This window comes from Micromonospora rifamycinica, from assembly GCF_900090265.1.
GTDB lineage: Bacteria > Actinomycetota > Actinomycetes > Mycobacteriales > Micromonosporaceae > Micromonospora > Micromonospora rifamycinica.
In genome coordinates this window covers 5050531-5071688 of sequence record NZ_LT607752.1, presented here as the reverse complement: position 1 = coordinate 5071688, position 21158 = coordinate 5050531, and the positions used below count along the sequence as shown (strand labels likewise).

Annotated in this window: 19 protein-coding genes and 1 pseudogene; 12 read left to right on the top strand and 8 right to left on the bottom strand. The window is 73.2% G+C overall.

The genetic code is table 11. The annotated features are described in order from the left end of the window. Positions 1-115: 115 nt before the first annotated feature. On the bottom strand, positions 116-1153 hold the full coding sequence (locus tag GA0070623_RS21135; RefSeq protein WP_067311433.1) for a hypothetical protein: 1038 nt from the start codon (positions 1151-1153) through the stop codon (positions 116-118). Positions 1154-1414: 261 nt separating this feature from the next. Between GA0070623_RS21135 and GA0070623_RS21130 the strand changes: the two genes are divergently transcribed. From GA0070623_RS21130 to pstB, 7 genes are all read left to right on the top strand, one after another. Next, positions 1415-2131 (top strand): winged helix-turn-helix transcriptional regulator, encoded by a 717-nt coding sequence (locus tag GA0070623_RS21130; RefSeq protein ID WP_067311430.1) that lies wholly within the window; start codon positions 1415-1417, stop codon positions 2129-2131. A gap of 174 nt (positions 2132-2305) precedes the next feature. Next, a complete protein-coding gene (locus GA0070623_RS21125; RefSeq protein WP_067311427.1) occupies positions 2306-3166 on the top strand; it encodes a polysaccharide deacetylase family protein in 861 nt (286 codons plus the stop codon). Positions 3167-3190: 24 nt separating this feature from the next. After that, positions 3191-4117: a mycothiol synthase gene (gene mshD, locus GA0070623_RS21120; protein ID WP_067311424.1), complete on the top strand. Its 927-nt coding sequence runs from the start codon at positions 3191-3193 to the stop codon at positions 4115-4117. Positions 4118-4440: 323 nt separating this feature from the next. Beyond that, positions 4441-5544 (top strand): phosphate ABC transporter substrate-binding protein PstS, encoded by a 1104-nt coding sequence (gene pstS, locus GA0070623_RS21115; protein WP_067311421.1) that lies wholly within the window; start codon positions 4441-4443, stop codon positions 5542-5544. Between the two features lie 42 nt (positions 5545-5586). Beyond that, positions 5587-6678: a phosphate ABC transporter permease subunit PstC gene (pstC, locus tag GA0070623_RS21110; RefSeq protein WP_067311419.1), complete on the top strand. Its 1092-nt coding sequence runs from the start codon at positions 5587-5589 to the stop codon at positions 6676-6678. After that, positions 6675-7763 carry a phosphate ABC transporter permease PstA gene (gene pstA / locus GA0070623_RS21105; protein ID WP_067311416.1) on the top strand — a complete coding sequence of 363 codons (1089 nt, stop codon included), beginning with the start codon at positions 6675-6677 and terminating at the stop codon, positions 7761-7763. The genes pstC and pstA overlap by 4 nt, the downstream gene beginning before the upstream one ends. 17 nt (positions 7764-7780) lie before the next feature. Continuing rightward, positions 7781-8557 carry a phosphate ABC transporter ATP-binding protein PstB gene (gene pstB, locus GA0070623_RS21100; RefSeq protein ID WP_067311413.1) on the top strand — a complete coding sequence of 259 codons (777 nt, stop codon included), beginning with the start codon at positions 7781-7783 and terminating at the stop codon, positions 8555-8557. Positions 8558-8617: 60 nt separating this feature from the next. On the opposite strand, the gene GA0070623_RS21095 is transcribed toward pstB, so the two are convergent. Beyond that, positions 8618-9451 carry an NUDIX hydrolase gene (locus tag GA0070623_RS21095; protein WP_067311410.1) on the bottom strand — a complete coding sequence of 278 codons (834 nt, stop codon included), beginning with the start codon at positions 9449-9451 and terminating at the stop codon, positions 8618-8620. 85 nt (positions 9452-9536) lie between these two features. Between GA0070623_RS21095 and GA0070623_RS21090 the strand changes: the two genes are divergently transcribed. After that, a complete protein-coding gene (locus tag GA0070623_RS21090; protein ID WP_067311406.1) occupies positions 9537-10505 on the top strand; it encodes a Gfo/Idh/MocA family protein in 969 nt (322 codons plus the stop codon). 63 nt (positions 10506-10568) lie between these two features. Here GA0070623_RS21090 and GA0070623_RS21085 read toward each other — a convergent pair whose 3' ends face one another. From GA0070623_RS21085 to GA0070623_RS21075, 3 genes are all read right to left on the bottom strand, one after another. Next, a complete protein-coding gene (locus tag GA0070623_RS21085) occupies positions 10569-11573 on the bottom strand; it encodes an inorganic phosphate transporter (protein WP_067311401.1) in 1005 nt (334 codons plus the stop codon). 4 nt (positions 11574-11577) lie between these two features. After that, a complete protein-coding gene (locus GA0070623_RS21080; protein ID WP_067311399.1) occupies positions 11578-12204 on the bottom strand; it encodes a DUF47 domain-containing protein in 627 nt (208 codons plus the stop codon). Between the two features lie 146 nt (positions 12205-12350). Then, a complete protein-coding gene (locus GA0070623_RS21075; protein ID WP_067311396.1) occupies positions 12351-13319 on the bottom strand; it encodes a PPK2 family polyphosphate kinase in 969 nt (322 codons plus the stop codon). A gap of 220 nt (positions 13320-13539) precedes the next feature. On the opposite strand from GA0070623_RS21075, the gene sigJ reads away from it, so the two are divergent. Next, the gene (gene sigJ / locus GA0070623_RS21070; RefSeq protein WP_231932853.1) at positions 13540-14445 is read left to right on the top strand and encodes an RNA polymerase sigma factor SigJ; all 906 of its coding nucleotides are present in this window, start codon (positions 13540-13542) and stop codon (positions 14443-14445) included. 43 nt (positions 14446-14488) lie between these two features. Here the strand turns inward: sigJ and GA0070623_RS21065 are convergent, their stop codons facing one another. After that, complete coding sequence (locus GA0070623_RS21065) at positions 14489-14995, bottom strand: DUF402 domain-containing protein (protein WP_067311393.1); 507 nt, start codon at positions 14993-14995, stop codon at positions 14489-14491. Between the two features lie 67 nt (positions 14996-15062). Here GA0070623_RS21065 and GA0070623_RS21060 point away from each other — a divergent pair, with 67 nt between their 5' ends. After that, a complete protein-coding gene (locus tag GA0070623_RS21060; protein WP_407938008.1) occupies positions 15063-17339 on the top strand; it encodes an ATP-dependent DNA helicase in 2277 nt (758 codons plus the stop codon). An 88-nt stretch (positions 17340-17427) separates the two neighbouring features. Here the strand turns inward: GA0070623_RS21060 and GA0070623_RS21055 are convergent, their stop codons facing one another. Next, positions 17428-18726: an AI-2E family transporter gene (locus GA0070623_RS21055; RefSeq protein ID WP_084261184.1), complete on the bottom strand. Its 1299-nt coding sequence runs from the start codon at positions 18724-18726 to the stop codon at positions 17428-17430. 161 nt (positions 18727-18887) lie between these two features. Here GA0070623_RS21055 and GA0070623_RS21050 point away from each other — a divergent pair, with 161 nt between their 5' ends. Then, positions 18888-19235 (top strand): GroES family chaperonin, encoded by a 348-nt coding sequence (locus GA0070623_RS21050; protein ID WP_067305245.1) that lies wholly within the window; start codon positions 18888-18890, stop codon positions 19233-19235. A 112-nt stretch (positions 19236-19347) separates the two neighbouring features. Continuing rightward, entirely contained in the window at positions 19348-19515 is a 168-nt protein-coding gene (locus tag GA0070623_RS30435) for a hypothetical protein (protein ID WP_172898438.1), read from the top strand. Positions 19516-19640: 125 nt separating this feature from the next. Here GA0070623_RS30435 and GA0070623_RS21045 read toward each other — a convergent pair. Next, a pseudogene (locus tag GA0070623_RS21045) lies at positions 19641-21105 on the bottom strand (PrsW family intramembrane metalloprotease); the annotation flags it as partial. Positions 21106-21158: the final 53 nt, after the last annotated feature.

Below are 21158 nucleotides of genomic sequence, written 5' to 3'. Positions count from 1 at the left end.
TCCTCGCCGTCGCGGTCCGCGCGACGTACCGTCATCGATGCCGCCGTCGCGGCGCACCGCTACTACCCGAGCGCCGCCGCGCCCAACCGCCGCATCCGGCGCGCGGGGCGGATCGTCAGAGGAAGAGCACACACATCGCGTACGCCGCCGGAGCGGACAACGCGAACCCGCCCAGCGGACCCTGCATGTGCCGGGCGATCCACATGGTGGGCGGCTCACCGGCCATCAGCCGGCCCGCCTCGGCGTACCCGACGGCGAGGTCGGCCAGGACGGCGGTGGCCGCCGCGACCAGCCCGATCACCGCGGCACTGGTCGGGGTGAAGCCGACCAGGTAGCTACCGAGCAGGGCGCTGGTGAGGGTACCGGCCATCGCGCCGACGACCACCCCGGCGGCCCCCCGGGGCACCTGCGGCGCCAGCCTCGGCCAGGCCAGCACGGCGTCGGTGAGCCGGGCCACGGTGAGCGCGACGCCGGTGGCGACCAGGCAGACGGTGATCGCCTGGGTGCCGGCCGGAATCCGACTCAGCGTGATCAGGGTGGCGAACGCCACCACGCCGACCACGATCAGCAGGGTGGTGCCGAGCGAGTCGGTCACCCGCACCCGGTCCACCCGGCGGACGAGCTGACCGACCACGCCGAGCAGGAAGCCACCCAGCGCCACGAAGCCGAGCGGGGCCAGGCCGGCGACGTCGGTCTGCACGGCGGCGACGTCGGCCGCCGCGGCGACCGCGACGCTGGTCAGCGCCACCATCAGCAGGGCGGGCGGGCGCATGGCCATCGTCCAGGCCAGCACGAAGAAGAGCTGGACCGCGAAGACGACCAGGGCGAACGGCAGCCGGTGCCCGGGGCCGGCGGTCTGCGCGCCGAGCACCAGACCGACGCCGAGCAGCGCGGCGAAGCCGGCGATGGTCAGCGAGAGCGGCCGGCGGACCTCGACCGGCTCGATCGGCTCCTCGTCCGGCTCGACGTCCTCGTCCTCGCTGCGGCGTGGTGCCCCGCCCTTGCGGAACCGGCGTGGGCCGCGCTCGCGTCGGCCCCCGGCGTCGTCGTCCTGGGCCGGGCGCGGCCCGGGTGCGGGACCGCCGGCCGGGCCGTCGGGGGCGTCGTCGACCCAGGGGTCACGGCCGGTCTCGGGCGAGGTGGAGGGAAACACGCCCCGATCGTGCCAGACCGGCGCGCTCCGGCGGGGATCACGTCGGCTCCGGTTTCCACCACGTTAAAACCTGAGCGGCGATCACGGGCAGATCCGACAAACAGGAAAGGACGCCGAGGTGACAGCCGGGCGATCGGTTACGCTCAAGCCGTTACCCGCCCGTCAGCGACGCCGGGACCCACGCAAGTTCTCAGCGCCCCGCCCACGGTCGGGGCAGCTGGTCGCGTGCGGCCGTAGAGCCGCCGGGACGGAGGTGATCGTGTGGAGCTCCTGCTGCTGGTGACCGCGCGTGCAGGTGAGCCCTCGGCGGTGCTGCCGGCACTCGACCTGTTGCCGCACTCGGTGCGTACCGCACCGCGTGACGTCCGCACCCTGGTGTCCGGGCCCAGCCCGGACGCGGTGCTGGTCGACGCCCGATCGGAGTTGAGCGAGGCCCGGGCCACCTGCCGGATGCTGCACGCCACCGGCCTGGGCGTGCCGCTGGTGGCGGTGGTCACCGAGGCCGGCCTGATCGCCCTCAACGCCGACTGGGGCGTGGACGACGTGATCCTGGCCGGCGCGGGCCCGGCCGAGGTGGAGGCCCGGCTGCGGCTCGCGGTGGGCCGGCTGACCAACGCCACCTCCGGGGCCGGCGGCTCGATCCGGGCCGGCGAGCTGAACATCGACCCGGACACCTACGCGGCGAAGCTCAAGGGTCGGCCGCTCGATCTCACCTACAAGGAGTTCGAGCTGCTGAAGTTCCTCGCCCAGCACCCGGGCCGGGTGTTCACCCGAGACCAGTTGCTCCGTGAGGTCTGGGGCTACGACTACTTCGGCGGCACCCGTACGGTCGACGTGCACGTGCGGCGGCTGCGGGCCAAGCTCGGCTCGGAGTACGAGTCGATGATCGGCACGGTCCGCCAGGTGGGCTACAAGTTCGTGGTCCCGCCGACGTCCCGGTCGCTGCCGGAAGCCGAGCACGCGCCGCTGCCGGTCTGACCCGCGCACCCGGTCACACCAACCTAGGACTATTTCCGATACGCCCCTTTTGCTCCTGATGCCGGTTCTATTCTTAATGCCGGAATCAGCAGGAGTGAGAGGGGCGACGGTGCGTGCACTGACCACGGGGGCGACGAGAGGGCCGTCCCGCGATCCGGACCGGTGGCGGCACTGATGCGCGCCCGGTCGACCGGCGGGACCATCGGGACCGTCGGCGTCGTCACCCTGGTGCTGGCCGCCCTGCTCGGGTCCGCGTACGCGCTCGGCCGCAGCATGCTCCCCGACCACTCCCGGCCACCCACCGGCACGTCGGCACAGGTCAACGGCGTCCATTACGCCGATCAACCCGCCGATCCGGTCGCCCCACCGGCTGACCCGGACGGCGCCGGCCCCGACCCGGACGTCCCGCAACAGGCCGGCGGCGGCGACGGGCCGTTCGGCAGCCACGCCAGCACCGGCTCCGGCGAGGTCGCGCTGACCTTCGACGACGGGCCGGACCCGACGTACACACCGCAGGTGCTCGACGCGCTCCGCGAGTACGGTGTCAAGGCGACGTTCTGCGTGGTCGGCGAGAACGCCCAGGACCACCCGGACCTGGTCCGGGCGATCGTGGCCGACGGGCACACCCTCTGCAACCACTCGTGGCACCACGACGTGCTGCTCGGCAAGCGCTCCCCCGCCCTGATCCGGGCCGACCTGATCCGCACCAACGAGGCCATCCACGCCGCCGTGCCGGACGCCCGGATCAGCTACTTCCGGCAGCCCGGCGGAGCCTGGACGTACCCGGTGGTGTCGGTCGCCGAGGGGCTGGGGATGACCCCGCTGCACTGGACCGTCGACCCCAACGACTGGCAGCTCCCCGGAGCCGCCAAGATCACCGCCACGGTCACCGGGGAGACCGGGCCCGGCGCGATCGTGCTCATGCACGACGCCGGTGGCGACCGGCAGGGCACGGTGGACGCCCTCCGCCGGATCCTGCCCGACCTGACCAGCCGGTTCCGGCTGGCGGCGCTACCGGTCGACGGGGCCAGCTGAGCCGGAGCCGACTACGGTGGCGGGATGAGCAGCGCCGAGCCGACGACCGACCAGGTGGACCGTACCGACCGACTCACCCCGGCCGAGGTCGCCGAGGTGCTGGCCATGGCCCGGCTGGCGGGCGACACCGACGGCGCCGACCCGTTCGACGAGCACACCCTGCTGCGGTTGCGTGACCCGCAGGCCCCCGCCGCGCACCTGACCGCCCACGCCGCCGACGGCACCCTGACCGGGTACGCCCACCTGGACACCACCGACCCGGCCTCGGGGGTGGGGGTGGAGCTGGTGGTCCGCCCCGGCTTCCGACGGCGGGGCACCGGGCGGGCGCTGGCCCAGGGTGTGCTCGCGGCGGCCACCGGCCCGGTGCGGGCCTGGGCGCACGGGGACCACCCGTCCGCCGCGGCGCTCGCGGTCGACCTCGGCCTCACCCGGGCCCGGGTGCTCTGGCAGTTCCGCCGGCCGCTGGCCGAGCCGGTGCCGGCCCCCCGCCTGCCCACCGGGGTGACACTGCGTTCCTTCCGCCCCGGCGAGGACGACGCCGACTGGCTCGCGCTCAACGCCCGCGCCTTCGCCGAGCACCCCGAGCAGGGCCGGTGGACCATGGACGACCTGCGGACCCGACTGGCCGAGCCGTGGTTCGACCCGGCCGGCTTCCTGCTCGCCGTCGACCCGTCCGACGGTCGGCTGCTCGGCTTCCACTGGACCAAGGTGCACGAGCGGCCCGGCGCGGCCCGGATCGGCGAGGTCTACGTGGTGGGGGTGGATCCGGCCGCGCACGGCGGCGGCCTCGGCCGGGCGCTCACCACCGCCGGGCTGGCCTACCTGCGGGACCGGCGCGGGCTGGACCGGGTGATGCTCTACGTGGACGAGTCGAACACCGCCGCCGTGTCGCTCTACGAACGGCTCGGCTTCGCCCGCTGGTGCGGGCACGTCAACTACCACCTGGGCTGACGCTCCCCGGCCACGCCGCCCCGGCCGGCGACCGGCCGGGGCCGGGAGCAGCGCGGTCTCCGCGTGGTAACGGCGGGGCCACGCCGAGATAACGACTGCCCGGATATATCGCATTAATGCGGATACTGGGACGGCAGTTCACCTAACGGACAACCCTTCCTCAGGCAGCGGTCACCTGCCCGGCCGGGGCTGTTCATGCTCCGTTCACTTCCGACCGGCAAACCGTCTACCTGGCACTTCTAGCTTTCGAGTCAGCCGGTCAGCGCCGGCACTCGGGCCCCATCCGGGCGACCTGAGCAAAGACGTGAAGGGAAACCCCTCAGGTGAAGCTCCAGCGGCACGGCGCCATTGCCTGCCTCGCTCTTACCGCGGTCCTCGGCCTCAGCGCCTGCGGCTCGGACAACAACGAGCCGGCCGGCACCTCCGCCTCCGGTTCGGCCAGCGCGGCGGACTGCGGCAAGGGCACCCTGAACGCGCAGGGCTCCTCCGCGCAGAAGAACGCCATGGCTGAGTGGATCAAGGCCTACCAGCAGAAGTGCGCCGGCACCACGATCAACTACGAGTCCTCCGGATCCGGCGCGGGCATCCAGGCGTTCATCGCCGGCACCGCCGACTTCGCCGGCTCCGACTCCGCCCTCAAGCCGGAGGAGCAGCCGCAGGCCGACGCCAAGTGCACCGGCGGCGCGGCGCTCAACCTGCCGATGGTGATCGGCCCGGTCGCGGTGGTCTACAACGTCAGCGGCCTGGACAACCTCCAGCTCAAGCCGGCCACCCTGGCGCAGATCTTCGCCGGCAAGGTCAGCAAGTGGAACGACCCGGCCATCAAGGCCGACAACCCGGACGCCACGCTGCCGGCCACCACGATCCAGACGGTGCACCGCTCCGACGAGTCGGGCACCACCGACAACTTCACCAAGTACCTGTCCAAGACCGCCGCGACGGACTGGACCTTCGGCAACAACAAGGCGTGGAAGGCCCCGGGCGGGCTCGGCGCCCCCAAGTCCGACGGGGTGGCCGCCAAGGTCAAGAGCACCGACGGCACGATCAGCTACGTCGAGTGGTCGTACGCCGAGAACTCCGGCCTCAAGAAGGCCAAGGTGCAGAACGGCGCCGGCGAGTACACCGAGCTGACCGCCGAGTCGGCCGGCAAGACCATCGCCGGGGCCAAGATCGAGGGCCAGGGCGACGACCTCAAGATGTCGATCGACTACGCCACCAAGGAGGCCGGGGCCTACCCGATCGTCCTGGTGACCTACGAGATCGTGTGCAGCAAGGGCCTCGCCGCCGACAAGCTGCCGCTGGTCAAGGGCCTGCTGGGCCACGCCGCCAGCGCCGAGGGCCAGGCCGAGCTGGTGGAGCTGGGCTACGCCCCGCTGCCCGACTCGGTCCGGACCAAGGTCGAGGCCGCGGTCAAGAACCTCGGCTGACCCGTCCGAGCGACAACCCCTCAAGTCGAAGCGAGCGAGCAGATGGGTGAAACCCCTCCCCGCTCGGCACACGCCGGCACCGGCGGGCAACCCGTGACCCAGGGTCACGAGCGGTCCGCCGGTGCCTCGGCGCGTGTTGCCGAGGCACCAGTCAGCACCCGTACCCCCGACGAGGACCACGGTCTGGGCGGAGGCGGCGGACTGCCCCGGGCGCAGGCGTTCGGCGCGGAACGGGCCTTCCGCGGCGTGACCCTGGCGGCCGGCGTCACCGTGCTGGTCGTCATCGCGGCCATCGCGGTCTTCCTGATCGCCAAGGCCGTCCCGGCGCTGCGGGCCAACAGCGCGAACTTCTGGACCTTCGAGGGCTGGTTCCCCAACGACGACCCACCCACGTTCGGCATCGGCGCGCTCGCCTTCGGCACCGTGCTCACCGCCCTGCTGGCGCTGCTGATCGCGGTGCCGGTGGCGCTGGGCATCGCCCTCTACCTGTCCCACTACGCGCCGCGCCGGCTCGGCACCGGGCTGGGCTTCGTGATCGACCTGCTGGCCGCCGTGCCGAGCGTGGTGTTCGGCCTGTGGGGCCGGGACTACCTGGTCGGGCCGGTCGCCGACCTGTCCGCCTGGCTGAACAGGTACTTCGGCTGGATCCCGATCTTCGGCGACGGCCCGTACGGCAACTCGATCCTGCTCGGCTCGCTCGTCCTGGCGATCATGGTGCTGCCGATCATCACCTCGCTCTCCCGCGAGGTGTTCCTCCAGACCCCGACCGCCAACGAGGAGGCCGCCCTCGCCCTGGGGGCCACCCGCTGGGAGATGCTGCGCACGGCGGTCCTGCCGTACGGCCGGCCGGGCATCATCGCCGCCGTCATGCTCGGCCTCGGCCGGGCGCTCGGCGAGACCATCGCGCTCGCGCTGACCCTCGGCTCGACGTACGCCATCTCGTTCAACATCCTGGCCAACGGCGGCAACAGCATCGCGGCGAACATCGCCAACCGGTTCGCGGAGGCCAACGAGACCGGCCGGGGCGCGCTCATCGCCTCCGGCCTGGTGCTCTTCGCGATCACGCTGATCGTCAACATCACCGCGCGGGCGATCATCTACCGCCGCCGCGAGTTCACGGAGTCGGCCGCATGACCACCACGCTCACCTCCCACCGTTCCCGCCCGCCGGCCCAGCCGGAGAGCCTGCGCGCCAAGCGGCTGCCCGGGTACGCCGCCCCCGCCCTCGCGGTGCTCGCCCTGCTGGTCGCCGTCGGCCTCGTCTACGGCCTCGACCTCGGCGGCCCGGTCCTGGTCGTGGTGCTCGGCGCCCTGCTCTACCTGGCCGGTCTGTTCGCCGCCGCGAACGCGGTGGAGGGCCGCAGGTCGGCCCGCAACCGGGTCTGGAGCGCCCTGATCCACTCCGCCCTGGTGCTGGCCGTGCTGCCGCTGGCCTCGGTGGTCTGGACCCTGGTCAGCAAGGGCACCGCCCGGCTCGACGGCGACTTCTTCGGCAGCTCGATGAACAACATCGGGGCGCGGGACGCCAACGGCGGTGCTTACCACGCCATCATCGGCACCCTGGAGCAGGTCGGCATCGCCACCGCGATCACCGTCCCGCTCGGCGTGCTCTGCGCGATCTACATCGTCGAGTACGGCCGGGGCCGGTTCGCCTTCACCATCCGGTTCTTCGTCGACGTGATGACCGGCATCCCGTCCATCGTCACCGGCCTGTTCGTGCTGGCCTTCTGGGTGCTGATCGTGTCGCCGTGGTTCAACGACGGCCGCCCCGGCTTCTCCGGTTTCGCCGCCGCGCTGGCGTTGGCCGTGCTGATGCTGCCGACGGTGGTCCGCTCCACCGAGGAGATGCTGCGGCTGGTCCCCGCGCCGCTGCGCGAGGGGGCGTACGCGCTCGGCGTGCCGAAGTGGAAGACCATCCTGCGGGTGGTGCTGCCCACCGCGCTGCCCGGCATCGTCACCGGCATCATGCTCTCCATCGCGCGGGCCGCCGGGGAGACCGCCCCGGTGCTGCTCGTCGCCGGCGGCGGCGCGGCGATCAACTTCAACCCGTTCGAGAACAACCAGTCGTCGCTGGCCCTCTTCGTCTACCAGCAGGCCGGCGAGGCGTCGAAGTACTCCCCGGCACGGGCCTGGACCGCGGCGCTGACCCTGGTCGTCCTCGTGCTCGTCCTGACCGTCGCCGCGAAGCTGCTGGCCCGCCGTAACCGGCTCGGCCGATGAACCCCGGAGGTACCACCATGGCCAAGCGCATCGACGCCACCGACGTGACCGCCTACTACGGCGGTTTCAAGGCGATCGAGAACATCAACCTGACGGTCGAGCCGAAGACGGTCACCGCCCTGATCGGCCCGTCCGGCTGCGGCAAGTCGACCTTCCTGCGGTCGATCAACCGGATGCACGAGGTGCTGCCCGGGGCCCGGGTCGAGGGCAGCCTGACCATCGACGGCCAGGACGTCTACCACCGGGACGTCGACGTGACCGCCGTCCGCCGCATGATCGGCATGGTGTTCCAGCGCCCCAACCCGTTCCCCACCATGAGCATCTTCGAGAACGTGGTGGCCGGGCTGCGGCTCAACGGGGTCCGCAGGAAGTCCATCCTGGACGAGGCGGCCGAGAAGGCGCTCCGCTCGGCGAACCTGTGGGACGAGGTCAAGGACCGTCTCGGCAAGCCCGGCGCGGGCCTGTCCGGCGGTCAGCAGCAGCGGCTGTGCATCGCCCGGACCATCGCCGTCGAGCCGCAGGTGGTGCTGATGGACGAGCCCTGCTCGGCGCTGGACCCGATCTCGACGCTGGCCATCGAGGACCTGATGTTCCAGCTCAAGGACAAGTTCACCATCATCATCGTCACCCACAACATGCAGCAGGCGGCCCGGGTCTCCGACCGCACCGCCTTCTTCTCGATCGAGAAGACCGGCGACCCCGGCCGGCTCATCGAGTACGACAACACCCAGAAGATCTTCAGCAACCCGGGGCAGAAGAAGACCGAGGACTACATCACCGGCCGCTTCGGCTGACCCCTGCCCCGCCCCACCGGCCACCGCCCGCCCAGGATCCCGCCGGGTGGGCGGGTGCTGTCAGGTGAGGGTGAAGTGGGGGGTGCCGTCCTCGGGGAGGTGCAGGCGGGGTATCACCGGCGTGCTGGCGTCCCGGCCCGCCGCGGCGCGGGCCACCCCGGCCAGGTCACCGGCGGCGGCCACCTCGGCCAGCGTGACCAGTGTCGGCGGGAGCATGGTCAGCTCACCGGCCCGTGACCGGGCCAGGGCGTCCGCCGGGCGGATCCACAGGGTGTGGTCGGCCTCGCCGGAGACGTCCCGGGTCCGCTGCCCCTCGGGCAGCAGGGCCACGAAGAAGTACGTGTCGAAGCGCCGCGGCTCGAAGTCCGGGGTGATCCACCGGCTCCACGGCAGCAGCAGGTCGGACCGGAGGGTGAGCTTCCGCCCGGCGAGCAGCCCGGCGAAGCCCCGCCGGTGCGCCTCCAGCTCCTGCCGGGCGACCTCCCAGTCGTCGCCGCTGACGTCCCCCACCACCGCGTCGTCGCCCGGACCGGCCAGCAGCACCCCGGCCTCCTCGAAGACCTCCCGCGCGGCGGCGCACACCACCGCCTGGGCGTCCCGCGGCGCGACTCCCAGCCGGTCCGCCCAGGCCGTCGGGTCGGGACCGGCCCAGTCCAGGTGCGCCTGCGAGTCCGACGGGTCGACGCCCCCACCGGGGAAGGCGTACATCCCGCCGAAGGCCATCGCGGCGACCCGGCGGATGACGTACACCTCGAAGTCGGTGCCGGCCGGGCGGAGCAGCAGCACGGTGGCCGCGACCCGGGGGGTCGCCGGGACGCCGCCCTCGGCGAGGAACCGACGGGCGTGCTCGACCAGGGCCGGCGGGGCGGGGAAGCCGGGACTGTCGATCGTCATGCGCCGAGCCTAGTCCCGTCGGACGGCCCGTCCGACCGACCGGCCACCGCGCCGGAGGCCGGGGCCAGCGGGTTAGCGTGAACGCATGACACGTTGGGGGATTTTGTCCACCGGCCACATCGCCGGCCGGTTCGCCGAGGATCTACGCCTGGTGCCGGGGGCCGAGCTGGTCGCGGTCGGCTCGCGGACGGCGGAGAGCGCCGAACGGTTCGCCGCCCGCTACGGGGCCACCCGCGCCCACGGCTCGTGGGCGGAGCTGGCGGCCGACGACGAGCTGGACGCGATCTACGTGGCGACCCCGCACGCCGCCCACCACGAGGCCGCCCGGGTCTGCCTGGAGGCCGGCCGGGCGGTGCTGCTGGAGAAGCCGTTCACCCTCGACCTGGCCACCAGCACCGAGCTGGTCGAGCTGGCCCGGTCCCGGGGGGTCTTCCTGATGGAGGCCATGTGGATGCGGACCAACCCGCTGATCCTGCGCCTGGTCGAGCTGGTCCGGGCGGGCGCGATCGGCGAGGTGACCGGCGTCCGGGCCGACTTCGGGGTGGCCGGGCCGTTCCCGCCTGAGCACCGGATGCGCAATCCGGCGCTCGGCGGCGGCGCGCTGCTCGACCTGGGCGTCTACCCGGTCAGCCTGGCCCACCTGCTGCTCGGCGTCCCGCAGCACGTGCGGGCCTGGGCCAGGCTCAGCCCGGAGGGGGTGGACGAGAACACCGGCATCGTCCTCGGGTACGACTCGGGGGCGGTCGCCACGCTCGGCTGCGGGATGGTCGGGGCGACCCCGCTGACCGCCGCGATCACCGGCAGCACCGGCCGGATCGAGCTGCCCGAGCCGTTCTTCCGCCCCGGGTCGGCGGTGCTGCACCGGGCCGGGGCCGAGCCCGAGACGCTCACCGACGACCCGGCCGGCGGCGGGTACCAGTACGAAGCCGCCGAGGTGCAGCGCTGCCTGGCGGCCGGGCTGACCGAGAGCCCCCTGGTGCCGCACGCGGTCACGCTGGAGGTGATGGCGCTGTTGGACGACATCCGGGCGCAGATCGGCGTCGACTACTCCTGAGCTGTCGGGAAGGGCACCGGCGCGACCGCGCGGGGCGGTGCCGAGTGCCCTTCCCGGCACGGCTCAGAACAGCGGGCGGACCACCAGGTAGGTCAGGCAGGCGATCAGCGCGGCGGCCGGGAAGGTGATGATCCAGGCCAGCACGATGTTGCCGGCCACGTTCCAGCGGACCGCGGAGAGCCGCTTGGTGGCACCCACCCCCATGATCGCCGAGGTGATCGTGTGGGTGGTGGAGATCGGGGCCTTCAGCACCAGCGCGTTGAAGTAGAGCACCGCACTGGCTACCGTCTCGGCGGCGAAGCCCTCCGGCGGACCCAGATCGATGATCTTGCGGCCGAGGGTCCGGATGATCCGCCAACCACCGGCGTACGTGCCGAGCGCCAGCATGGTCGCCGAGGTCCAGAAGACCCACCCCGGGATGTGCGTCTTGTCGTCCTGGAAGCCACCGGTGTAGAGGGCCAGCACCACGATGCCCATGGTCTTGGCGGCGTCCTGCATGCCGTGGCCGACCGACATGGCCGCCGCCGAGGCGGTCTGCGCCCAGCGGAAGCCCCGGTTGAGCTTGCCCGGCTGCCCCTTGCGGAACGTCCAGAGGATGGCCAGCATCAGCAGGTAACCGAGGGTGAGGCCGATGATCGGCGAGAGCACCATCGGCAGGATGACCTTCTCGCCGATGGTCACCCACTGCACGACACCGCCGGTGGAGAGCAGGGTCGCCCCGACCAGCCCGCCGAACAGCGCGTGCGAGGACGACGACGGCAGGCCGAAGTACCAGGTGATCAGGTTCCAGGCGATCGCGCCGAGCACCCCGGCGAAGACCACCCCGAGACTGCCCACGCCGGTGGGGAGGGTGACCAGGCCGTCGCCGACGGTCTTGGCCACGCCGGCACCGAAGTGCGCGCCGACGAAGTTGCCCACCGCGGCGAGCCCGAGGGCGAACCGGGGTGTCAGGGCGCGGGTGGAGACGCTTGTCGCGATCGCGTTGGCGGCGTCGTGGAAGCCGTTGGTGTAGTCGAACGCCAGGGCCACCGCGATCACCGCCAACACGGCGATGAGTTCGGGACTCACAGGATCAGGACTCCTTGACCGCGATGGTCTCGACCGTGTTCGCCACGTGCTCGAAGGCGTCGCAGGCGGCCTCCAGCTCGTCGGCGACCTCCTTCATCTTCAGCACCGTCAGCGCGTCGTACTCGCCCGAGAAGAGCCGGACCAGCAGCATCCGGTACGCCTGGTCGCCGTCGTTCTCCAGCCGGTTGCACTCGATCCAGTAGTCCTCCAGGTCCTTCATCGACTTGAGCCGGGGCATCGCCTCGGCGGTCAGCTTGGCCTGGAGGTCGAGCACGTTGACCAGCTCGTGCAGTTCGCGCGGCAGCGACGGGAGCTTGGTGAGGCCGTACAGGTAGAGCAGGTTGCCGACCGCCTCCAGGTGGTCCATCACGTCGTCGAGCAGCGAACCCAACCGGTAGATGTCCTCCCGGTCGAACGGCGTGATGAAGGTGGAGTTGATCTTCTTGTAGAGATCGTGGGTGATCTGGTCGCTGTCGTGCTCGACCTCGGTCAGCCGTTCGCTGACCGACTGCACGTCGACGCCGGGCAGGGCCAGCTCGTTGAGCAGCTCGGTGCCCTTCACCAGGTTCTGCGCGGCCCTGGTGAAGAGCTCGTAGAAAGCGCCCTCGGTGGGACGGAAGGAAAACTTCACAGCACGGACCTCGTCGTGTCGGTAGAAGGGTGGCCGCCGCCCCAGGGGGCGTCCGCTGAAGCATGCTAGGTACCCCACCGGGGCGGGTCGTCGCCGGCCTACCCCCGGTCAGACCCGATTCACCACTCGTTCACCTGCCGTTCACCTCAGCCGTCCCCGCCGCCACTCGCCAACCGCCGCAGCTCCCGTTCCACGTCGAAACCGGCAGCCGGATACCCCAGATCAAGACCCTCGAACGTCTCCCGCAGCAGGTGCGCCACCGCCCAGTCCCGGTACCACTTACGGTCCGCCGGCACCACGAACCAGGGCGCGGCGTCCGTGTCGCACCGCCCCAGCGCCTCCGCGTACGCCGCCTGGTAGTCGTCCCACCGCGCCCGGGAGTCGAGATCGCTCGGCTGGTACTTCCAGTGCTTCGTCGGGTCGGTCAGCCGCTGCGCCAACCGCCGCGCCTGCTCCTGCGGGGAGATGTGCAGCATCACCTTCACCACTGTCACGCCCCCGTCGACCAGCTCCCGCTCGAAGGCGTTGATCTGGTCGTACCGGGACCGCCAGGTCCGCTCCGGCACCAGTGCGTCGACCCGGGCCACCAGCACGTCCTCGTAGTGCGAGCGGTTGAAGACGCCGACGTAGCCGGGTGGCGGCAACGCCCGGCGGATCCGCCACAGGAAATCGTGCCGCAGCTCCTGCCGGGTCGGCGGGCCGAACGACCGGATGTGCAGGCCGAGCGGGTTCATCGCCCCGGCCACCCGCTTGACCGTGCCGTCCTTGCCCCCGCAGTCCATCGCCTGGAGCACCAGCAGCAGCCGACCCGGCCGACCCCGGCCCAGCCCGGCACCGCCCCTGGTCGGGGTCGAGGCCTGGGCCGCGTGCGCCCCGGCCGCCGCGGTGGCGAAGAGCATCTCCTGCTGCCGGGCCAGCCCGGCACCGATCAGCTCGACCTGCCGCCGCGCCCAGAGCTTGCGCTCCTTCCCCTCACCCGCCGCCGGAAGGCCCGGGGTGGACCGGGGATCCACCGCGCCGAGATCGACCGGCCCACCGTCCGACGCCACCCGCAACCACCGCCGTACCGGCCCACCAGCGGGTACGACGATCTCCGTCTCCTCGTCTGCACGCATTCCCCGATCCTCGCCCACCCCCGCCCTCCCCGCCTCCCGGGCTCCGGGGGGTGGACGGGACGCGGCTCGGATGTCACGTTTCGGGGCGCCCCGCCGTCCGGTGGGCGGGGAGGATCCGGTTCCGTCGGGGACCGGCCGAACGGGAGGGATCGTGGTGACGGTGGACCTGGTGGCGGAGTTCGAGGCCGAACGCGGGCGGTTGACCGCGCTGGCCCACCGGATGCTGGGCAGCCGCAGCGAGGCGGAGGACGCCGTCCAGGAGACCTGGCTGCGGTACTCCGGGGCGCTCGCCGATCCGCGCAGCCGCGCCGAGATCCGGCACCTGGGCGGCTGGCTCACCACCACCTGCGCCCGGATCTGCCTCGACGTGCTGCGCTCGGCCCGGGTCCGCCGGGAGACGTACCCGGGTCAGTGGCTGCCGGAGCCGGTGGTCACGCCGTGGCGCGCCGGCGGGCCGGAGCCGGACGGCTTCGCCCCCGACCCGGCCGACCGGGCGGTCCGGCGCGACCGGCTCGGCACCGCGCTGCTGGTCGTCCTGGAACGGCTCACCCCCGAGCAGCGGGTCGCCTTCGTCCTGCACGACGTCTTCGCGGTGCCGTTCGCCCGGGTCGCCGAGGTGCTGGCGAGCACCCCCGAGGCGGCCCGCCAGCTCGCCTCCCGGGCCCGTCGGGCGGTCACCGCCACCGACGCGCCCCGGCACACCGCCGGCCCGGCCGAGCAGCGCGAGGTGCTCGCCGCCTTCGCCGCCGCGACCGAGTCGGGCGACCTGGACACGCTGGTGCGGGTACTCGCCCCGGACGTGGTGCTGATCGGCGACGGCGGGGGGCACTTTCCGGCGGCCCGCCGACCGGTCGTCGGGGCCGACCCGGTGGCCCGGTTCCTGCTCGGCCTCTTCACCCGGGCCGGCCGCTACGGCCAGCGGCTCCGGGCCGAGCCGGTGCTGGTGGACGGGGTGCTCGGGCTGCACCTGGAGACGGTCACGCCCGACGGCCGCCCGCTACGGATGGTCACCGGCTTCGCCGTGCACGACGGCCGGATCAGCGGCCTGTTCAACCAGCTCAACCCGGACAAGCTGCACCGGCTGCCCGACCTCGACCCGGCCGCCACCTGGCCGCCACGCTGGTGACCCCGACCCCGACCGATCCCGCCGCCGCACCCGGGCCGTCGGGTCAGACCACCAGGGCCAGCCACGTGCGGTACGCCGAGGCGAACGGTTCGGTGCCGTCGCCGAGGGCGGTGAGCAGCCGGGTCGCCGCCGCCCGGGCCTGCGCCACCGCCTCGTCCGGGTAGCCGAACCGCACCCGGTGCTCGGCGAACTCGTCCTCGTCGCGCAACTCCACCAGGCCGGTGGCCCGGCGACGCACCACGTCCAGGTCGAGATCGATCAGGTGGACCGTGTCGTCGCCCTCCCAGCGGGCCGGGGTGGTGATGTCGCAGTAGACCTCGCTGGTCCTCGGCGGCGGGTTGAACATGCCCGTCCACCAGGCCTGATGCGGCACCAGCAGGACGAAGGGGATCTGCTCCACCGAGGGTCGGCCGTGGTAGACCGACGCGGTACCGGCGGTCACCCCGAGCCACACCCCGAGGTCGTCCTCGGTCAGCAGGCGGGCCGGGTAGTCACGGTGGGCGCTGCCGTCGTACTTGCGGTAGATCACGCGGACCGTGTCGCTCGGCATGAGTCGCACCCTAGCCGATTCCGCCCATCCGTCGCCGTAGGGAGGTGACCGGTCAGCAGTGACGACAATCCGCACGGTGACCGCGCCACGCGGGGGCAGCGGCGGGCGGCGTGTCGGCGGCGACGGGTACCGTCGCACGGTGACTGCGTCCCGTACCGCCGCCGGCCCCAGCACCCCCTCGGCCCGCTCCGGACGGCGGCGTGGCGGCCGGCCGAGCGGCACCGAACTGCTCGCGGCGGCGGTCGGCGCGGTGCCCGGCGGCGCGGCCCGGCCGGGCCAGCAGCAGATGACCGAGGCGATCGAGCGCAGCGTGGCCGCCCGGGAGCACCTGTTGGTGCAGGCCGGCACCGGCACCGGCAAGTCGCTGGCCTACCTGGCCCCGGCGTTGACCGTGGACGGCCCGGTGGTGGTCTCCACCGCCACCCTGGCGTTGCAGTCCCAGCTGGTCGAGCACGACCTGCCCCGGCTCGCCGACGCGGTCGAGCCGCTGCTCGGCCGCCGCCCCACCTTCGCCGTGCTCAAGGGCCGGCACCACTACCTCTGCCTGGCCCGGTTGGACAACTCCACCGAGGACGAACCGGAGGACACCCTCTTCGACGCCCCCGCCGCCCGGCCCGGGGGCGGGACGAAGTGGCTCGGTGAGGCCGGTCGGATGGGCAAGCAGATCCAGCGGCTGCGCGACTGGGCCGAGAAGACCGACACCGGCGACCGGGACGAGCTGGACCCGGGCGTCGACGACCAGGCGTGGCGGCTGGCCTCGATGCCCGCCCGGGAGTGCGTGGGAGCGTCCCGCTGCCCGTTCGGTCAGGAGTGCTTCGCCGAGGCCTCCCGCGCCCGCGCCCGGGAGGCCGACATCGTGGTCACCAACCACAGCCTGCTCGCGGTGGACATGCTGGCCGGTCGGCACATCGTCCCGCCGCACAAGCTGCTGATCGTCGACGAGGCGCACGAGCTGGCCGACCGGGTCTCCTCGGCGGCCCAGGCCGAGCTGGTGCCGGAGCTGATCGACCGGTCCGCCCGCCGCGCCCGGCCGTTGCTGCGGCCGGACGTCGCCGACCGGCTCACCGAGGCCGGCGACGCGCTCGCCGTCGGGCTGGCCGAGGCCCCGTCCGGCCGGCTCACCGGCGGCCTGCCCGGCCCGTTGCGGGAGGCCTGCACCCTGCTCGACGCGGCCACCCGGGCCGCCCTCGACGCGATCGGCGACGTCAAGGCCGACGACCCGGACCCGGTCCGCAAGCAGCAGGCCAAGTCGGTGCTCGACGAGCTGTCGACCACCGCGCAGCGGCTGCTGGAGGAGGCCGACCACGACGTGGCCTGGGTGGAGAAGCCGGACAACGGCAGCCGGCGGGCGCTGGTGGTCGCGCCGCTGTCGGTCGCCGGCACCCTCGCCGCCCACCTGTACGACGAGCGCACGGTGGTCGCCACCTCGGCGACGCTGGCGCTGGGCGGCCGGTTCGACACGGTGGCGCGGGCGCTCGGGCTGGAGGCGCCGCCGCCCGCCCCGCCGTCCCCGGCCGCCGCCGCGCTGGCCACCGCCGCCGCCGGCCGGTCCACCGGTGTGCTCGGCGGCGGGACGGCGGCCGGGACCGCCGCCGGCGACCCGGGCACCGGCGGGGTGGCCGCCGCCCCGGGCAGCCGACCCGCCACCGGCATGGTGCCGGCCACCTCGGGGCCGGGCTGGACGTCGCTGGACGTCGGCTCACCCTTCGACTACGCCCGCCAGGGCATCCTGTACGTCGCCGCGCACCTGCCCCGGCCCAGCGTCTCCGGGCTACCCGAGGCTGCCGGTGCGGAGTTGCTGCGGCTGGTCGGCGCGCTCGGTGGCCGTACCCTCGGGCTGTTCTCCTCCCGGCGGGCAGCGCAGCAGGCCGCGGAGCTGCTCCGGGCGCAAACCGACCTGCCGGTGCTGCTACAGGGCGAGGAGGCGTTGCCGTTGCTGGTCCGCCGGTTCCGGGAGGAGCGGTCGAGCTGCCTGTTCGGGGTGATGTCGCTCTGGCAGGGGGTGGACGTGCCCGGCGACTCGTGCCAGCTCGTGGTGATCGACAGGTTGCCCTTCCCGCGCCCCGACGAGCCGCTGGCGGCGGCCCGCGCGGCGGCGGTGGACGCGGGCGGCGGCTCCGGCTTCTCGGCGGTCAGCGTGCCGATCGCGGCGGTCCGGCTGGCCCAGGGGGTGGGCCGGCTGATCCGGGCCACCGGCGACCGGGGGGTGGTGGCGGTGCTCGACTCGCGGCTGGAGACGGCGCGCGGCTACGGGCCGTTCCTGCGCCGTTCGCTGCCCCCGTTCTGGTACACCACCCGCCCCGAGGTGGCCCAGGGCGCGTTGGAGCGCCTGGCCAAGGCGTGACCTACCCGGAAGCCGCCCGCCCCCGAGGGGGAACGGGCGGCTTCCGCGGGTCGTGGGGTGACCGGACGGGCCGGTCCTTCCGCCGTGGTCAGGGCGCCTGGGAGGCGACCACCACGGCGTCCGGTGGGGTGTCCGGCACGCTGCGGGCCGACAGCCGGCGGACGGCGGTGTTGAGCACCGCGATCAGCGGCACCGCGACCAGCGCGCCGGTGATGCCGGCGAGCACCACGCCGGCCGCGATCCCGATGATCACCGCCAGCGGGTGGATGGCCACCGCCCGACCCATGATCAACGGTTGCAGCAGGTGCCCCTCGACCTGCTGCACCCCGATCACCACGCCGAGGATGATCAGGGCGGTCACCGGGCCGCTGTCGACCAGCGCCACCAGCACCGCCACCACCCCGGAGAGGAACGCGCCGACGATCGGGATGAACGCGCCGAGGAAGACCAGCGCGGCCAGCGGAAAGGCGAACGGGATGTCGAAGACGACCAGGAAGATGCCGATCCCCACCGCGTCGATGAACGCCACCAGCACGGTCGCCCGGACGTAGGCGCCGAGCGTCGCCCAGGACGCCCGGCCGGCGTCGTCGACCTTCCACCGGGCGGCGACCGGCAGCAGGCGGACCAGGAAACGCCAGATCCGGTTGCCGTCGCGCAGGAAGAAGAAGGTGGCGAAGAGCACCAGGACCGCGCCGGTCAGCACCTCGGCCAGGGTGGCGGCGGTGGCGAGCGCCCCGCTGGTGAACTTCTCGGTGTTGCCGTTGATCCAGCCCTGCGCCTCTTCGATGTAGCGGTTGAGCTGGCTGTCGGACAGGTGCAACGGGCCGGTCTTCAGCCAGTCCTGGATCTGCCGCACGCCCTGCGACGACTTCGCGCTCAGCTCCGGCACACCCTGGATGAACTCGTTGACCACCAGGGTCAGCGTGCCGAAGACCGCGACCAGGCCGCCGACCATCACCACGCCCGTCGCCAGCGACCGGGGGAACCGCACCCGCAGCAGCCAACCCACCGCCGGGGCGAGCAGCGCGGAGAGCAGCAGCGCCACCGCCAGCGGGATGATCACGATGCTGATCGTCCCGACGATCCTGAGCAGCGCCCAGGTGACCACGCCGATCACGATCAGCCGCCACGACCAGGCGGCGGCGATCCGCAGCGCGTGCGGCACGTCCGCGTCGTCCCGGCTGGAGGTGGAGTTGTGCATGGCCGCCGGCGGCTCGGCCCCGACCACCGTCGCCGACGGCGCCGCCGCCGGGCCGGGCGACGCCGGCGTGGCCACCCCGACCCCCTCCGGGGCGTCGGCCGGATCGGCACGCCCCGCCCGGACCGACTCCCGTCCGGACTCGTACGCGCGGCGGAGCCGGCCGCGTACCCGCTCGAAGCGGCTCAAGCGCACCTCCTGAAAACGACACCGGGCCGCCCACGACGACGGTCCGGACAGGGTACGTCCATGTGCCCGCCACCGTAGGGCAGTTCCGCCACACATTGCCCCGAGCCGCATCGGCTCAACCACCGGGTAGCCGCCCCCGGGCCACACGGTAGCGTCGTGGCGTGACCGTCGACCCGAACCTCGACACCGGCCTGCCGATCCGCCTGCTGCACGACCGGGTGCTGGTGAAGGTGGACGGCAGCGAGGGCGAACGCCGCTCCACCGCAGGCATCGTCATCCCCGCCACCGCCGCCGTCGGCAAACGGCTGGCCTGGGCCACCGCCGTGGGGGTGGGACCGCACGTCCGCGCCGTCGTGGCCGGCGACCGGGTGCTCTTCGACCCCGACGACCGCTCCGAGGTCGAACTGCACGGCCGGGGGTACGTCCTGCTGCGCGAGCGGGACGTGCACGCCGTCGCCGCCGAGCGGGTGGAGCACGAGCCCACCGGTAACACCGGCCTCTACCTGTAGGACGCCGGGCTCCACCGCGTCCGGCCGGCGGCCCGTCCCCGTCCCCGGCTTTCCGGTTTGCCCTGCTTCCCGGCGGGAAGCCAGGGGCGTCCGGACGCCCTGGGGAGGGACGATGCCGATTCTCGTGAAGAAGGTGCTGCTCTGGGGCAGCGTCGCCTTCCTGATCTACTTCATGGCGTTCCGCCCGGACGGGGCGGCGCAGCTGTTCAAGGGGATCGGGGCCGCCCTGATGGCGATGGCCCAGGGCCTCGGCGACTTCCTCACCAGCCTGATGAGCTGACCCCGGCGGGCACCCGGGCGGCGCGCACCACCACCGGGTACGCCGCGCCGCCCGCCGGTCGGTGCCGGCCGGGCGACCACGAGGCGGCGGTCAGTAATGCGGGCCGGGCGACCACGAGGCGGCGGTCAGTAATGCGGGCCGGGCGACCACGGGGCGGCGGGACGGTGGCCGTACCACCCGGGCGGGCCGTAGCCGGCCGGGGCCGGCGGAGGCGGTGGGGCCAGCACCACCGGGATCGGCACCACCGGGGAGTCCGGGGCCTCGACCACACGCTGCGTGCCGTCCGGGAACCGCAGGTGGTAGCGCTGCCCGTCCCAGACCCCCACCGGCGTCTGCGGATCCCGGCCGACGAAGAACGACCGGTAGGCCGCGATCGTCTCCAGCAACTGCCGCTCCTCCCGCAGCGTGCGGTCCCGCTCGGCGGGCTTACGGTCCAGGCCACGCCGCATCCCGTCGCGCAGCAACGCCAACCGGGTCGCGGCGAACTGGTAACCGCGCATCGCCCGTAACCCGGCTTCCCCACCGACCCGCCGCGCCCAGGTCCGGGCGGCGTGCCGACGGCCCAGGCTGCCCAGGGCGGCCACCTCGGGCGGGCTCAACCAGCCCGCCCGCACGTAGTCGGGCAGGGTCCGCTCGGTGAGCCGCCCCTCCCAGGCCCGCAGCCAGACCGCGAAGCCGACCATGCCGAAGAAGATCGGCACCATCACCGCGACCATGCCGTAGAAGAAGATCACCGCCTGGCCGGTGGCCTGCACCAGCGTCGGGATCAGGTTCCAGGTGCCGTGCAGCATCATCGCCAGCAGCAGGCCGGCGATCGGGGCGAACACCCGGACCCGCCGGTCGGCGGTCCGCGCGGCGATGCCCAGCCCCACCCCGGTCATCGAGGTGAACAGCGGGTGGGCGAAGCCGAAGAACAGGATCCGCGAGATGAAGATGACGATCACGTTGCGGACGCCGGTCGCCGGCCCCCACTGGTCGACACCCGAGGCGTACCCGAGACCGCCCAGGTAGAGGATGTTCTCCACCATGGCGAACCCGACCGCGGAGAGCCCGCAGTAGACCAGGCCGTCGGTGATCCCGGACCACTCCCGGCGACGGAAGATCAGCAGCAGGATCGGGCCGAGCGCCTTGGTCAGCTCCTCGATGAACGGGGCCACCAGCACCCCGGTCAGCGACGACGACACCCCCCACTCCTTGAACAGGGCGGCGAAGCTGTTGTTGACGGTCAGCGAGGCGGCGGTCGAGACGAACGCGCCCCAGGCGAAACAGAAGATCAGGTATTTCAGCGGCTCCGGCTCGTACCGGTCGAGCCAGAGGAAGCAGGCCACCAGGACCGGCACCGGCAGGATCGCCGCGGTCACCCCGACCAGCAGCGCGTCCAGGCCCAGGTTGGAGCCGAGCGTGTAGAGCATGTAGACCGCGCAGGCCGCGATCAGCAGCACCACCCCGGCCAGCGCCAGGACCCGCCGCCAGCCGACGCGGCGCAGCGGCATCCCGGGCGCGGCGGCCTCCGGCGAGGGTACGGCGGGCGCGGGCGGCGGGGTGTCGGCCATGCGGATCAGCGTAGTCATCGCCGGCCCGTTCGGCCGGGCTCTCCCACCTGCAGGGCTCCCCGCCGGTCGGCGACCCGACCGGAACAGGCC

What these genes read in the sequence shown, in the direction of transcription:
- GA0070623_RS21125 (WP_067311427.1), top strand. Translation starts at nt 2,306, where the DNA reads ATGCGCGCCCGGTCGACCGGCGGGACCATCGGGACCGTCGGCGTCGTC.
- mshD (WP_067311424.1), top strand. Translation starts at nt 3,191, where the DNA reads ATGAGCAGCGCCGAGCCGACGACCGACCAGGTGGACCGTACCGACCGA.
- pstC (WP_067311419.1), top strand. Translation starts at nt 5,587, where the DNA reads ATGGGTGAAACCCCTCCCCGCTCGGCACACGCCGGCACCGGCGGGCAA.
- pstA (WP_067311416.1), top strand. Translation starts at nt 6,675, where the DNA reads ATGACCACCACGCTCACCTCCCACCGTTCCCGCCCGCCGGCCCAGCCG.
- pstB (WP_067311413.1), top strand. Translation starts at nt 7,781, where the DNA reads ATGGCCAAGCGCATCGACGCCACCGACGTGACCGCCTACTACGGCGGT.
- GA0070623_RS21095 (WP_067311410.1), bottom strand. Translation starts at nt 9,451, where the DNA reads ATGACGATCGACAGTCCCGGCTTCCCCGCCCCGCCGGCCCTGGTCGAG.
- GA0070623_RS21090 (WP_067311406.1), top strand. Translation starts at nt 9,537, where the DNA reads ATGACACGTTGGGGGATTTTGTCCACCGGCCACATCGCCGGCCGGTTC.
- GA0070623_RS21075 (WP_067311396.1), bottom strand. Translation starts at nt 13,319, where the DNA reads ATGCGTGCAGACGAGGAGACGGAGATCGTCGTACCCGCTGGTGGGCCG.
- sigJ (WP_231932853.1), top strand. Translation starts at nt 13,540, where the DNA reads ATGCTGGGCAGCCGCAGCGAGGCGGAGGACGCCGTCCAGGAGACCTGG.
- GA0070623_RS21065 (WP_067311393.1), bottom strand. Translation starts at nt 14,995, where the DNA reads ATGCCGAGCGACACGGTCCGCGTGATCTACCGCAAGTACGACGGCAGC.
- GA0070623_RS30435 (WP_172898438.1), top strand. Translation starts at nt 19,348, where the DNA reads ATGCCGATTCTCGTGAAGAAGGTGCTGCTCTGGGGCAGCGTCGCCTTC.